This is a genomic window from Pseudoduganella sp. jia 9 (assembly GCF_055502615.1).
Genome location: NZ_JBUPWE010000005.1, coordinates 25,003 through 39,608, shown reverse-complemented (window position 1 = coordinate 39,608; position 14,606 = coordinate 25,003). Strand labels below are relative to the sequence as shown.

The 14,606-nt window shown below is 66.4% G+C and carries 11 protein-coding genes; 10 read left to right on the top strand and 1 reads right to left on the bottom strand.

The genetic code is table 11. The annotated features are described in order from the left end of the window. Positions 1-41 precede the first annotated feature (41 nt). Positions 42-1,409 (bottom strand): signal recognition particle protein, encoded by a 1,368-nt coding sequence (ffh, locus tag ACY34H_RS06590; protein ID WP_464976692.1) that lies wholly within the window; start codon positions 1,407-1,409, stop codon positions 42-44. A 206-nt stretch (positions 1,410-1,615) separates the two neighbouring features. On the opposite strand from ffh, the gene ACY34H_RS06585 reads away from it, so the two are divergent. From ACY34H_RS06585 to ACY34H_RS06540, 10 genes are all read left to right on the top strand, one after another. Then, the gene (locus ACY34H_RS06585; protein WP_464976691.1) at positions 1,616-2,683 is read left to right on the top strand and encodes a YjgN family protein; all 1,068 of its coding nucleotides are present in this window, start codon (positions 1,616-1,618) and stop codon (positions 2,681-2,683) included. Positions 2,684-2,685: 2 nt separating this feature from the next. Then, on the top strand, positions 2,686-3,702 hold the full coding sequence (locus tag ACY34H_RS06580; protein ID WP_464976690.1) for a M48 family metallopeptidase: 1,017 nt from the start codon (positions 2,686-2,688) through the stop codon (positions 3,700-3,702). 71 nt (positions 3,703-3,773) lie between these two features. Beyond that, the gene (locus ACY34H_RS06575; protein ID WP_464976689.1) at positions 3,774-4,745 is read left to right on the top strand and encodes an ABC transporter substrate-binding protein; all 972 of its coding nucleotides are present in this window, start codon (positions 3,774-3,776) and stop codon (positions 4,743-4,745) included. A gap of 8 nt (positions 4,746-4,753) precedes the next feature. Next, positions 4,754-5,575, top strand: coding sequence for an ABC transporter permease (locus tag ACY34H_RS06570; RefSeq protein WP_464976688.1), 822 nt, complete (start codon positions 4,754-4,756; stop codon positions 5,573-5,575). A gap of 13 nt (positions 5,576-5,588) precedes the next feature. After that, positions 5,589-6,386, top strand: coding sequence for an ABC transporter ATP-binding protein (locus tag ACY34H_RS06565; protein WP_464976968.1), 798 nt, complete (start codon positions 5,589-5,591; stop codon positions 6,384-6,386). A gap of 157 nt (positions 6,387-6,543) precedes the next feature. Further along, positions 6,544-7,347 carry a cytochrome C assembly family protein gene (locus tag ACY34H_RS06560; protein WP_464976687.1) on the top strand — a complete coding sequence of 268 codons (804 nt, stop codon included), beginning with the start codon at positions 6,544-6,546 and terminating at the stop codon, positions 7,345-7,347. Then, entirely contained in the window at positions 7,344-7,613 is a 270-nt protein-coding gene (locus ACY34H_RS06555) for a PP0621 family protein (RefSeq protein ID WP_464976686.1), read from the top strand. The genes ACY34H_RS06560 and ACY34H_RS06555 overlap by 4 nt, the downstream gene beginning before the upstream one ends. Before the next feature lie 139 nt (positions 7,614-7,752). Then, the gene (locus ACY34H_RS06550) at positions 7,753-9,423 is read left to right on the top strand and encodes a two-component system sensor histidine kinase NtrB (RefSeq protein WP_464976967.1); all 1,671 of its coding nucleotides are present in this window, start codon (positions 7,753-7,755) and stop codon (positions 9,421-9,423) included. Further along, the gene (locus tag ACY34H_RS06545) at positions 9,420-10,961 is read left to right on the top strand and encodes a sigma-54-dependent transcriptional regulator (RefSeq protein ID WP_464976685.1); all 1,542 of its coding nucleotides are present in this window, start codon (positions 9,420-9,422) and stop codon (positions 10,959-10,961) included. The genes ACY34H_RS06550 and ACY34H_RS06545 overlap by 4 nt, the downstream gene beginning before the upstream one ends. A gap of 602 nt (positions 10,962-11,563) precedes the next feature. Then, positions 11,564-14,518, top strand: a complete 2,955-nt coding sequence (locus ACY34H_RS06540) for a ribonucleoside-diphosphate reductase subunit alpha (protein WP_464976684.1) — start codon at positions 11,564-11,566, stop codon at positions 14,516-14,518. Positions 14,519-14,606 lie beyond the last annotated feature (88 nt).

Sequence of the window (14,606 nt, the reverse complement as noted above, 5' to 3'; positions counted from 1 at the left end):
GTGGTCAGGGCAAGGCGCGGCGCCGCCGCCATGGCCGCGTTTCAGCGCAGGCCCGGCATCATGCCCTTCATGCTGCGCATCATCTTCATCATGCCGCCGCCCTGCAGTTTTTTCATCATGGTCTGCATCTGCTCGAACTGGTTCAGCATGCGGTTCACTTCCTGCACCTGCACGCCGGCGCCGGCCGCGATACGGCGCTTGCGGGCCGCCTTGATCAGGTCCGGCTTGGCGCGTTCGGCCGGCGTCATCGAATCGATGATGCCGACCATGCGGCGTACCTGCTTTTCCGCCTGGTCCATGTTGGCGTTGCCGGCGGCCTGCTGGAACTGGGCCGGCAGCTTGTCGACCAGGCCGGCCATGCCGCCCATCTTCTTCATCTGGCCCAGCTGGGCCTTGAAGTCGTTCATGTCGAACTTGCCGCCCGCCTTGACCTTCGCGGCCAGGTCCGCCGCCGCTTTGGCATCGACGCCCTTGCGTGCTTCTTCCACCAGCGCCAGGATGTCGCCCATGCCGAGGATACGGTTGGCCATCCGCGCCGGATCGAACGCTTCGAGGCCATCGAGCTTTTCCGACACGCCGGCAAACTTGATCGGCTTGCCGGTGATGTGGCGCACCGACAGCGCGGCGCCGCCGCGCGAATCGCCATCGAGCTTGGTCAGCACGATGCCGGTCAGCGGCAGCGCGTCGTTGAAGGCCTTCGCGGTATTGATCGCATCCTGGCCCAGCATCGCATCGACGACGAACAGTGTCTCGACCGGCTTGACGGCGCCGTGCACGGCGGCGATTTCCTTCATCATCTCTTCGTCGATGCCCAGGCGGCCGGCGGTGTCGATGATCAGCACGTCGTGGTAGTGCTTCTTCGCCCAGTCCAGCGCGGACAGGGCGATGTCCACCGGCTTGTCCTGCGCGGTCGACGGGAAGAAGTCGGCGCCGGCCTGGCCGGTGACCGACTGCAGCTGCGCGATGGCCGCCGGGCGGTACACGTCGGCCGAGACGGTCAGCACTTTTTTCTTCTTCTGCTCGCGCAGGTACTTGGCCAGCTTGCCGACGGTGGTGGTTTTACCCACACCCTGCAGGCCGGCCATCAGGATGATCGCCGGCGGCTGCTGCGCAAAGCTCAGTTGCGCGGCTTCGGGGCCGAGGTCGGCGCCCATCAGCGCGCCCAGTTCGCGCTGCACCACGCCCACCAGCGCCTGGCCCGGGGACAGCGAACCCACCACTTCCTCGCCCAGCGCTTTTTCCTTGACCTTGGCGATGAATTCGCGCACCGCGGGCAGCGCCACGTCGGCTTCGAGCAGCGCAAGGCGCACTTCGCGCAGCATCTCGGCGGTATTGGTCTCGGTCAGGCGGGCCTCGCCGCGCATGGTCTTGACGACCTTGGCAAGGCGTTGAGTCAGATTGTCTAGCATGTCGGGTGATCAGATAAGAGGGGCGGGCGGTGCCCGGAATCGTGCCATTTTACATGAGTGTGGCAGTGCCGGTTTCATCGTCGCGGGCGGCGATGCTCTCCAATTGTCACAGTCGTGCACACGCGATGAGAACGTTTGTCATTTCCAATTGACAACAATTGCAAGGCCCTGCATCGTGCTTGTTCATTTCCAACTTGGGGAGCATCATGAGCAGCATATATAGCGGCGGTGCATTGCAGCAGGAGGAGCCGGCGAGCCGCGAAGAGGGCTTTGTCTTCACCGCGACCGGCGGCGAGTATTTCCGGATCTGGATCGTCAACCTGCTGCTGACGGTCGTCACGCTGGGCATCTATTCGGCCTGGGCCAAGGTGCGGCGCAACCAGTATTTCTATGCCAATACGCGGCTGGCCGGCGGCGGTTTCGAGTACCACGCCACGCCGGGCGCGATCCTGAAGGGCCGCATCGTGGCCGCCGCGCTGTTCGGCGGCTATAACCTGGCGTTGCAGGTATCGCTGACCGCCGGCCTGGCGATGCTGGCGCTGGTGATGGCCGTGATGCCCTGGCTGATCTGGAAGAGCCTGCAGTTCTCGCTGTATAACAGCAGCTACCGCGGCATCCGCTTCGGCTTTGCCGGCAGCGCCAGGGGCGCCTACTTCCATTACCTGCTGCTGCCGCTGCTGGGCGTGCTGAGCCTCGGCCTGCTGTACCCGTTCGTCCACCAGCGCATCAAGCGCTTCCAGCACACGCAGAGCCGCTACGGCAGCGTGCCGTTCACGTTCGACGCGCCGGTGGGCAGTTTCTACAAGTGGTACCTGGTCTTGTTCGGCCTGATGCTGATGGGCGCCGGCATGCTGGTGGCCGCCGTCGCACTGACGGTCGGCATCGCCGCGACATCGAAAGAGCAGGCCGGCGCCCTGGGCAGCATCGTCGGCGTGGTGGTGTTCTACCCCTACATGCTGTGCGTGCTGTGGGTCTTCATGGCCGCGCTGCAGAACCTGATCTGGAACCACACGCAACTGGGTGCGCACCATTTCCGCTCGACGATGGCGACCGGGCGCATCGCCGCGATCTACCTCACCAACACGCTGGCGATCATCTTCACGCTGGGCCTGTACATCCCGTTCGCCACCGTGCGCGCGATGAAGTACCGCCTCGAGTGCACGTCGCTGGTGGTAAACGGCAGCCTGGACGACATCACGGCGGGCCAGCGCGCCGAGATCGGCGCGATCGGCGAGGGCGCCGCCGACCTGGGCGGCTTCGACCTGGCGCTGTGACGATGGACCGGCAACTGGACGGCAGCTACTTCGACGGCCTGACGTCGCGGGCGCACCGCGTCACGCTGACGGTACGCGATGGCGAAGTGCACGTGACGGGCGACGTGGAGCGCAGCGCGCCGCTGGCGCAGATGCGCGTGGCCGAGCGCATCGCCCGCGCACCGCGCAAGCTGACCTTCCCCGACGCCGCCACGTTCGAGGCGGACGACCAGGAGGCGCTCGATGCGCTGCTGCACGCTACCGGCCACCGCGACAGCAGGGTGGTGCGGGCGCAGCAAAGCTGGCGCGGCGCGCTCGCGGCGCTGTGCGTGACGGCCGGCGTGCTGGTGCTGGGCTACCTGTTCGTGCTGCCGGCCGGCGCCGACCTGGTGGCGCGCAACCTGCCGGTATCGGTCGAGCGGCAGATGGGGCAGGGCACGCTGGCGCTGCTGGACCGGCACGTGTTCTCGCCCAGCTGCCTGCCCGAAGCGCGGCGCGGCGAACTGGCGGCGCGCTTCGCCCGGCTGGTGCCGCCGGAAACGCTGGAGGGGCCGGCACCCGGCTGGCAGCTGGTGTTCCGCAAGAGCCGCATCGGGCCGAACGCGTTCGCGCTGCCGTCCGGCCATATCGTGCTGACCGATGAAATGGTCGAACTGCTGGAAGACGACGGCGCCGTGATGGCCACGCTGGCGCACGAACTGGGCCACCTGCATGGCCGGCACCTGACACGGCGGCTGGTGCAGGGCTCCATCGTGGCCGCCGCCACGCTGGTGCTGTATGGCGACGCCAGCTCGCTGGTGGCCGGCCTGCCGGCGCTGGCGCTGGACCTGCGCCATTCGCGCGAAGCGGAACGCGAGGCCGACGATTACGCGATCGCGCTGCTGGAGCGCAACGGCATGCCGCTGGCGCACCTGGAGCGGGTGTTTTCGGCGCTGCATGGACTGGAAGAAGAAGGCGTCCGGGTGCCCGCCTACCTGTCCAGCCATCCCGATACGGCCGACCGGCTGGCGCGCGTGCGGCAGCACGGCCAGCGCAATTAACCGACAACCGACATTTGCATGGCCGGGCTTGCTATGATGGCCGTGCTGGTCAAACAATCGGGGAGACGCGGATGAAGCTGAAGTCGATGGTGGTCATGGCATTGATGGCGCTCGGCACGGTCCACGGCGCGCAGGCGCAGGACGTGGTCAGGCTGGGCAACCTGAAGTTCGCCCATTACGGGGCGGTCTCCTATATCAAGGAGATCGCGCCGAAGTGCGGCATCAAGGTCGAGGAACATGTCTTCGCCAAGGGGCTGGACGTGATGCAGGCGATCATCGCCGGCGAACTGGACGTGGGTGCCACCGCATCCGAGGCGGCCATCTCCGGGCGCGCCGGCGGCGCACCGATCTACGTGGTGGCCGGCTTCGCCAAGGGCGGCGCAAGGCTGGTCGGCCGCACCGACCTGGCCATGAAATCGATCCGGGACCTGAAGGGCAAGCGCGTGGGCGTCACGCGCGGCGGCATCCAGGAAGTGCTGCTGCTGGCCGAGCTGCAGCAGGCCGGACTGACCGCCTCCGACCAGCCGGGCAAGGACGTGCGTCTGGTGTTCCTGGCCTACGCGGACCTGAACCAGGCGCTGCTGGGCAAGAACATCGACGCCATGATGCAGTCCGAACCCCAATCGTCGCAGGCCATCAACAAGGGCTTCGGCAACGAGATCATGAAGCCGTACAACACGCCGATCGGCGAGCCGGTGCGCACGATGGTGATGACGGAAAAATTCTACAAGGAGCGCCGGCCGGTGGCCGAGAAGTTCATGCGCTGCTTCGTCGAAGCCACGCGTACCTTCATCGACAACAAGGCGGTGGCGGAAAAATACGTGCGCGAGGTGGTGTTCAAGGGCCAGATCACCAAGGATGACTTCGAGGACGCGATCGGCAATTCGCCGTATGCGCACGACATCTCGGTCGAGCATATCCAGACCACGACGGACGTGATGGTCAAGACCGGCGTCGGCCGCATGAGCCGTCCGCCGGTGGCGAAGGACTGGGTCCGCACCGACCTGCTGGAGCAGGCCCGCAAGAGCCTCGGCGTCAAGTAGGAGGCGGCATGGCGCGCATCGACTGGCGCGAAGCGGGCATCGGCATGGTCGTGCCGGTGGCCGTGGTCGCCGTGTGGCAGCTGGCGTCCAGCCAGGGGTGGGTCAATCCCCAAGTGCTGCCGTCGCCGTGGGCGGTGGTGACGAAATGGGTCGAATACCTGCTGCCGCTGCAGCCGCACGATCCGGCCACGCAATCGTGGCTGGCATGGGCCTTCTCCGGAGAGCTGATCCACGATTCGCTCGGCTCTCTATATAGAGTGGTGGTGGGATTCCTGATCGGCGCCGGGCTGGCCCTGCCGATCGGCCTGTCGATGGGGGCCAGCCCGCGCGTGTATGCCTGGCTCAACCCCCTGGTGCAGCTGCTGCGGCCGATCCCGCCGATCGCCTACATTCCGCTGTCGATCCTCTGGTTCGGACTCGGCAACCCGCCGGCCGTGTTCCTGATCGCGCTGGGGGCGTTCTTCCCGGTGCTGATGAACACCATCGCCGGGGTGCGGCAGGTCGATGGCATCTATATCCGCGCGGCGCGCAATCTGGGGGCTTCGGGCGGCACGCTGTTCGTGCGCGTGATCCTGCAGGCGGCCGTGCCGTACATCCTGTCGGGCGTGCGCATCGGCATCGGCACGGCGTTCATTGTCGTCATCGTGGCCGAGATGATCGCCGTCAGCAACGGGCTGGGGTTCCGCATCACCGAGGCGCGCGAGTACTTCTGGTCCGACAAGATCATCGCCGGCATGTTCACGATCGGCGTGCTCGGCCTGGCCATCGACGTGGGCGTGAACCGCCTGAACAATCACCTGCTGCGCTGGCACCGCGGCCTGGAGAACTGACATGAGCGCAGGCATGGGCGATCCCCACATCATCGTTTCGGGTGTCGGCAAGGTGTTCGCCACCGGCGGGCGCGAGATCGTGGCCTTGCAGGATATCGACCTGGCGATCCCGCGCGGCCAGTTCGTCTGCCTGCTGGGGCCTTCCGGCTGCGGCAAGTCGACCTTGCTGAACGCGGTGGCCGGCTTCGCGCTGCCGTCATCCGGCACCATCGTGGCCGACGGCCAGCCGGTCGCCGCACCCGGCCCGGAGCGGGGCATGGTGTTCCAGGAATACGCACTGTTCCCATGGATGACGGTCGAGGACAACATCGCCTTCGGCCTGGAAATCAAGGGCCAGCCGAAGGGGCAGGTCCGCGCCACGGTCGACAAGCTGCTGGCGATGCTGTCGCTGGCGGACTTCCGGCAGCGCTACCCGAAGGACCTTTCCGGCGGCATGCGCCAGCGCGTCGCCATCGCCCGCGTGCTGGCGCTCGATTCGCCGATCATGCTGATGGACGAACCGTTCGGCGCGCTCGACGCGCTCACCCGCCGCAACCTGCAGGACGAGCTGCTGCGCATCTGGTCCGAACTGAGGAAGACGATCATCTTCGTCACGCACTCGATCGAGGAAGCGATCTACCTGGCCGACCGCATCGTGGTGATGACCTACCGCCCCGGCACGATCAAGCGCGATATCCTGGTCGACCTGCCGCGGCTGCGCGACCCCGCCGCCGCCGACTTCAACGCCCTCAAGCGCGAGCTGGGCCAGCTGGTGATGGAAGAGCAGCAGCGCCATCACCATGACGAGCTGCGCCTGGCCGCGGTGGACTAGCTGCGCGAATCAGAAAATAGGGATGGACCGGGACGTCGGACAAAAATGGGGACGGACCCTGTTTCTCAGGAAATTTCCCTAAAAACAGGGTCCGTCCCCATTTTTTAGGAAACATTGCCCTCCCGCCGGCAAGGCCGCGTTAGTGTAAACTGCGCGGATGCAGACCATTCTCCTGATCGCCGCCGCGGTGCTGTACATCGTGTGCGCCCTGTTGCCTGCCGCGAAGGCGAGGCCGATTGCCGCGGCCACGGCGCTGGCCTGGCTGGTGCATGGCGCGGGCCTTTGGATGGATGTCGTGGTGCCCGGCTCACTGCGGCTCGGCTTCGCGGCGATGCTGTCGTCGGCGCTGTGGATCTCGGTGGGCGCCTACTGGATCGAAAACCGCAATTTCGCGCTCGACGGCTTGCGCCGCATGGTGATGCCGTGCGCCGCCATCGCCTGCGCGCTGCAGGCGCTGTTCCCGGGCGCGCTGATCGCGCTGGAAGGCCGCTCGCCGATGTTCGGCTGGCATATCGCGGTGGCCACGCTGGCCTACAGCACGCTGACGATCGCCGCGTTCCACGCCGTGCTGATGGCACTGCAGGAGTCGCGGCTGCATACCCGCAGCGAGCAGGTCACGTTCCTGTCCTCGGCACTGGACCAGTTGCCGGCGCTGCTGACGATGGAAAAGCTGCTGTTCCGCCTGATCGGCTTCGGCTTCGCGCTGCTCAGCCTTACCGTCCTTTCCGGCATCGTGTTTTCCGAGCAGCTGTTCGGCCAGGCACTGAAATGGGACCATAAATCCGTGTTCACGCTGCTGTCGTGGATACTGTTCGCGGCGCTGCTGGCCGGCCGTCACTTCCGCGGCTGGCGCGGCAAGACGGCGCTGTCGTTCACGCTGGCGGGATTCGCCACGCTGCTGCTGGCCTATGTCGGCAGCCGTTTCGTTCTGGAAGTAGTGCTACACCGAGGTTTCGCATGACACGTATCCTGTTCTGGCTGGCGCTCGCGCTGCTGGTGTATTTCGCCATCCGTTCCAAGCTGAAGCAGTCGCAGCGCAAGCAGCAGCAGCAGTGGGAGCAGCAGCAGCGCGAGCAGCAGCGCCAGGCGCAATCGACGTCGCGCCAGGTGGCGCCGCCCGAGGCAATGCTGCGCTGCGCCCAGTGCGGCGTGCATTTCCCGGCCTCGGAAAACGTGCCCGCCAACGGGCGCGATTACTGCAGTCCCGCCCACGCACCGCTGAAATGACGCCGCAGCGGTCCGCGCAACGGCTCGAACACCGGTGACCGACTCAAGATACGAGCCGGGATACGAGCCGGGATTCGAGCCGGGATTCGAGCCGGGATTCGAGCCGGGACGCACGCCGGGATCGAACGCGGCCGGCCCGCTGCCGGCGCTGTCTCCCGCAGCCCGCGACACGTTCTGGCGCTCGCTGCAAACGCTGAACGCCACGCGCGTCGTCATTGCGCTGGTGCTGCTGGTCTACCTGAGCCTCGACAGCCGCGGCCTGCATTCCACGGGCGACTTCCTGTACGCGCAAACCTGCGCCGCCTACCTGTTCCTGGCAATCCTGTTCGCGCTCTCGGCCGCCTGGTGGCGCCGCCGGTTCATGCTGCAGCTGCTGTCCCAGGTCACCTGCGACCTCGTCGTCATCTCGCTGTTGTATACAGCGAGCGGCGGGGTGCGCAGCGGGCTGGCGATCCTGTACCTGTTCCCGCTGGCCGGCTGCGCGATCCTCGCGCCGCTGGTGCTGGCACTGTTCTGGGCCGCGCTGGCATCGCTGTTCATGCTGGCCGAGAGCACCTGGCGCGCCCTGGATGGCGGCGGCGACAAGGCCCTGCTGCAGGCCGGCCTGTATGGCGCGGCGTTCTTCGCGGCGGTGCTGGTAGTGAACCGCATGGCGGCGCGGCTGATCAACCAGGAAGCGCTGGCGGTGCAGCGCGGCATCGAGATCGGCGTGCAGCAAGCGGTCAACCGGCTCGTGATGTCGCAGGCGGGCGACGGCATCGTCGTCGTCGGGCCGAATGGCGACCTGCTGGCCGGCAACCCGGCGGCGCGCCAGATGCTGGGCCTGTCCGGCGCACTGGGCCTGCGGCTGGGGGCCATGCCGTCGCTGCATCCGGTCGCGCAGGCCTACGAGGACTGGCGCGCCAACCCGGCCCGCCATACCGTCTATGTCACGATCAAGCCCTACACCGATCCGGCGCTGCGCGACCTGACCACGGCCTGGAGCGTGCGCACCGACCTGGCCGCGCACCTGAAAGTGCGCTTCGCCGCTGCCGAAACCGTCGAGCCGGGCACCGAGCGCAATGTGATCTTCCTGCAGGACGTGACGGCGATCGAAAACCAGGCGCAGCAACTGAAGCTGGCATCGATGGGGCGCCTTACCGCCAGCATCGCGCACGAAGTGCGCAACCCGCTGTCGGCGATCGGCCATGCCAATTCGCTGCTGGCCGAGGACCTGCAAACGCCGGTGCATGCCCGGCTGCTGAAGATCATCGGCGACAACGTGGCGCGCGTGAACCGCATGGTGGAAGACATCCTGCAGCTGTCGCGCAAGGCGCACGTGCATGGCGAGCCGCTGGCGCTGGCCGCGCTGGTGGCCGAGCTGAAAGCCGAGTTCGACGAAACGCACCGGCTCGACCCGCGGGTACTCGACATCTCACGGGTGAGCGGCGTCACCGTGCGTTTCGACCCGCTGCACCTGCGCGAGGTGCTGCTCAACCTGCTCGGCAATGCGATCCGCTATGCCAGCCGGCAGCCGGCGTCGATCCGGCTGTTCGTGGTGGGGGTGCCGGGCCGCCCGCCGGAGCTGCACGTGCAGGACGACGGCCCCGGCATCTCCACAGACGTGCGGGCCCACCTGTTCGAACCGTTCTACACTACCTCGTCGAAAGGCACCGGCCTGGGCCTGTACCTGGCGCGGGAACTGTGCCTGAACAACGAGGCGATGCTGGACTACGAGTACCGCCTAGATGCCGGCCCGGTGACCGCGCCGCTGTCATCCGGCCGGTTCGTCATCACGTTCGCACACCTGTCACGAGACGATACAGCATGAGTTCCTCCCCCCGCAGTTCTCCCCGCGTGCTGGTGGTAGACGATGAGGACGACCTGCGCGACCTGCTGGAGATCACGCTGCTCAAGATGGGCCTGGACGTGGATGGCGCCGCCGACCTGGCAAGCGCCCGCGCGCTGCTGGCCGCGCACGACTACGACCTGGTTCTGACGGACATGCGCCTGCCGGACGGCCTGGGCCTCGACCTAGTGCGCGAGATCGCCGCCAGCGGCCGCAGCCTGCCGGTGGCCGTGGTGACCGCCTTCGGCAGCGCGGAAAACGCCGTGGTGGCGCTGAAGGCCGGCGCCTTCGATTACGTGACGAAGCCGGTGCAGCTCGACCAGCTGCGCCTGATGGTGCAGTCGGCATTGAAGCTGACCATGCCGGCCGGCCCCGCGGTGCCGGGCACGGAACCGGTGGACAGCCGCCTGAAAGGGCAATCGGCGGCGATGCAGGCGCTGCGCGCGCAGATCGCCCGGCTGGCCCGTTCGATGGCGCCGATCGCCATCACCGGCGAGTCGGGTTCCGGCAAGGAACTAGCGGCCCGCGAGATCCACGCGCAGGGCGCGCGCGCCGACAAGCCGTTCATTGCCGTGAACTGCGGCGCGATCCCCGAGGCGCTGATGGAAGCCGAATTCTTCGGCTACCGCAAGGGCGCCTTCACCGGCGCGGCGGACGAGCGCGACGGCTTCTTCCAGGCCGCCAACGGCGGCACGCTGATGCTCGACGAAGTGGCGGACCTGCCGTTGCCGATGCAGGTCAAGCTGCTGCGCGCGATCCAGGAGCGGCGCGTGCGCAAGATCGGCGCCACCGCCGAGGAAGCGGTCGACGTGCGCATCGTCAGCGCCACCCACCAGGACCTGGCGCGCTGCGTGGAGCAGGGCCGGTTCCGGCAGGACCTTTTCTACCGGCTGAACGTGATCGAGCTGTCGCTGCCGCCGCTGCGCGACCGGCTCGACGATTTGCCGGTGCTGACCGGGGCGATCCTGGCCCGGCTGAGCGCCGCGGGCGGCCAGCCGGCCACGCTGGGGCCGGGCGTGCTGGAGGCGCTGCGCGGCTACCGTTTCCCCGGCAACGTACGCGAGCTGGAAAACATCCTGGAACGGGCGCTGGCGTTTTCCAACGACGGCGTGATCGACGTGGCCGACCTGGCGCTGAAGGGGGCCAGGCTGGCCGAGGCGGCCGGGCCTTTGGCGGCGGGTGCCGCACCGCCAGCCGCCGCGCCGGCGATCGCCGCGCCAGCCACTGCCGTGCCGGCCGTAGCCGTGCCGCCCGTAGCCGTACCGCCCGTAGCCGTACCGCCCGTAGCCGTACCGCCAGCTGCTGCGCCGGCCGGCGAGCGGATGCCGCCATTGCCCGACCTGTCGGTCCTGCCCTCGAACCTGCCGGCCTACCTGGAGCGGGTGGAGCGCGAGATCATCGTGCGCGCGCTCGACCAGACGCAATACAACCGCACCCAGGCCGCGCAACTGCTCGGCATCAGTTTCCGGCAGCTGCGCTACCAGATGCAGAAACTGGGGATCCAGGAGCCGGAGGGGTGAACGTTGAGATGCTCCGCGGGCCGGAAAGTGCGCGTTGCGGTATCAAAACGGCAACTCGGGCGCGCTTTGCGGGGCACCCTGCTGAATGCTTGGGCAGGCACCCGGTTCTAGCATATTTCCAAGGTTAGCGTGTGCTTACGCAAGAACGCCTGTTCTTATCGAAGGCTTCAAAAGTCAACAGAATTATTAGCCGTTCTGGCAAAAAATTTCCGGCCGTAGCGCTTGTCGTGGGCTATCGCGCTCACTACAATTAGTGTCGTAGATTGTGTGGTGCACTAAATCTAGTGCTTTGGTGGATAAGTTGGTGGGTAACTTGCCGATATCGGTTGATAACCCGGTTGATAACTACGTTGATAACTGCGTTGATAACCCAGTTGATAACTGCGTTGCTAACTGCGTTGATCACCTGGCCGCAGGTTGCCCGGATGCCAGCCGTTCCCCGATAGCGCCCTAGCCGGCACCACGCATGAGCCACCGGGTTGAAACCGGCAGCCGGCGAGTCATTCGAACATCCGTTTCGAGGGCCCCGGCATTGCCATTTCGATTCCGTTTTTTTGTGGCGAAGAATTTGTTCCGAACACTTAATCGGGAGCTGAAGACACATGCAATCCAACCAAGACATCACCACTCAACCGGCCCAGCAAGTTCCAGCGGCCGCAGCGCAGCCGGCCAGCGGCCTGGCCACGGCAGCCGCCCTGGGCGACTACCGTATCATCCGCCGCAACGGCGCCGTCGTTGCCTTCGAGCCATCGAAGATCAACGTCGCGATGACCAAGGCCTTCCTGGCCGTGCAGGGTGGCCCCGGTGCCGCCTCCGCGCGCATCCGCGACCTGGCCGAGCAGCTGACCAACAACGTGGTGAATGCCCTGGTGCGCCGCCAGCCTTCCGGCGGCACGTTCCATATCGAAGACGTGCAGGACCAGGTGGAACTGGCGCTGATGCGCTCCGGCGAGCACGACGTGGCCAAGGCCTACGTGCTGTACCGCGCCAAGCAGATGGAAGAGCGCCGCGCCAAGAAGGCCGCCACCGGTGCCGGCGACGTGGTCGAGCCGCAACTGCACGTCACCGAAAACGGCCAGCGCCGCCTGCTGGTGGTGCAGGAAGTGCGCGACCTGATCGACGCCGCCTGCTCCGGCCTGGAAAAGCATGTCGATGCCGACGCGATCCTCTCCGAAACGTTCCGCAACCTGTATGACGGCGTGCCCGTCGAAGAGCTGTACAAGTCCGCCATCCTGGCTGCTAGAGCCCTGATGGAAAAGGACCCGGCCTACTCGCAGGTCACCGCCCGCATCCTGCTGCACACGATCCGCAAGGAAGTCTTCGGCAAGGAAACCCCGCAGGCGCAAGCCGCCGCGGCCTACGTGGAGTACTTCCCGCAATACGTGGCCAAGGGCATCGCCGCCGAGCTGCTGGACCCGAAGCTGGCCGAGTTCGACCTGCAGAAGCTGGCCAAGGCCCTGGTTGCCGACCGCGACCTGCAGTTCGGCTACATCGGCCTGCAAACGCTGTACGACCGCTACTTCCTGCACATCCGCGACGTGCGCATCGAGATGCCGCAGGCGTTCTACATGCGCGTGGCGATGGGCCTGGCGCTGAACGAGGAAAACCGCGAAGCGCGCGCGATCGAGTTCTACAACCTGCTGTCCTCGTTCGACTTCATGTCGTCGACGCCCACGCTGTTCAACTCGGGCACGCTGCGTTCGCAGCTGTCGTCGTGCTACCTGACCACCGTGTCCGACGACCTGGAAGGCATCTACGACGCCATCAAGGAAAACGCGCTGCTGGCGAAATTCGCGGGTGGCCTCGGCAACGACTGGACGCCGGTGCGCGCGCTGGGCGCCCACATCAAGGGCACCAACGGCAAATCGCAGGGCGTGGTGCCGTTCCTGAAAGTGGTCAACGACACGGCCGTGGCGGTGAACCAGGGCGGCAAGCGCAAGGGCGCCGTCTGCGCCTACCTGGAAACCTGGCACATGGACATCGAGGAATTCCTCGACCTGCGCAAGAACACCGGCGACGACCGCCGCCGCACGCACGACATGAACACGGCGAACTGGATTCCCGACATGTTCATGAAGCGCGTGATGGAAAAGGGCGAATGGACGCTGTTCTCGCCGTCCGAAACGCCGGACCTGCACGATAAAGTCGGCAAGGCCTTCGAAGCCGCCTACCTCGGCTATGAAGCCGCGGCGGCGCGCGGCGAGATCCGCGTGTTCAAGAAGATCGCCGCGCTGGACCTGTGGCGCAAGATGCTGTCGATGCTGTTCGAGACCGGCCACCCGTGGATCACGTTCAAGGATCCGTGCAACATCCGCTCGCCGCAGCAGCACGTGGGCGTGGTGCACAGCTCGAACCTGTGCACCGAGATCACGCTGAACACCGGCCCGGACGAGATCGCGGTCTGCAACCTGGGTTCCGTGAACCTGCCGGCCCACATGAAAGAGGGCAAGCTGGACCACGTCAAGCTGCAGAAGACGATCCGCACCGCGATGCGCATGCTGGACAACGTCATCGACATCAACTACTACGCCGTCGACAAGGCGCGCAACGCCAACATGCGCCACCGTCCGGTGGGCATGGGCGTGATGGGCTTCCAGGACTGCCTGCACATGATGCGCGTGCCGTACGCTTCCCAGGAAGCGGTGAACTTCGCCGATACGTCGATGGAAGCGGTGTGCTACTACGCCTACTACGCGTCGACCGAGCTGGCCGAAGAGCGCGGCCAGTACGCGTCGTACAAGGGTTCGCTGTGGGACCGCGGCATCCTGCCGCAGGATTCCGTGAAGCTGCTGGCCGAGGAACGCGGCGGCTACCTGGAGCAGGACATGTCGTCGTCGATGGACTGGACGCCGCTGCGCGAGCGCATCAAGCAGTTCGGCATGCGCAACTCGAACTGCGTGGCGATCGCTCCGACCGCGACCATTTCGAACATCATCGGCGTGTCGGCCTGCATCGAACCGACGTTCCAGAACCTGTACGTGAAGTCGAACCTGTCCGGCGAATTTACCGAGATCAACTCCTACCTGGTGCGCGACCTGAAGGCGCGCGACCTGTGGGATGAAGTGATGATCGCCGACCTGAAGTACTTCGACGGTTCGCTGACCAAGATCGACCGCGTGCCGCAGGACCTGCGCGACATCTACGCGACGGCCTTCGAAGTGTCGCCGAGCTGGCTGGTGGAAGCCGCCTCGCGCCGCCAGAAGTGGATCGACCAGGCCCAGTCGCTGAACATCTACATGGCCGGCGCATCGGGCAAGAAGCTGGACGAGACCTACAAGCTGGCATGGCTGCGCGGCCTGAAGACCACGTACTACCTGCGCACGATCGCCGCGTCGCACATGGAGAAATCCACGTCGAAGACCGGCGCGCTGAACGCCGTGTCGCCGGCCGCCATCGGCTCTTCCTCGGCAACTTCGAGCGCGGCAGCCGAGCAATCGGCAGCGCCGGCAGTGCCGACGCACAGCGCACCGGATACGGTGCAGCAAGTGGAAGAAGGCGCCGCCTGCTACCTGCGTCCGGGCGACGCCGGTTTCGAAGAGTGCGAAGCCTGCCAGTAAGCCGCACCGCCGGCTGCCGCCGGTTGCCGCCGAGCCAGCCGGGGGCCCTTGCCCCCGCGCTGCCGAGTCGCCATCTAATATAAACAGG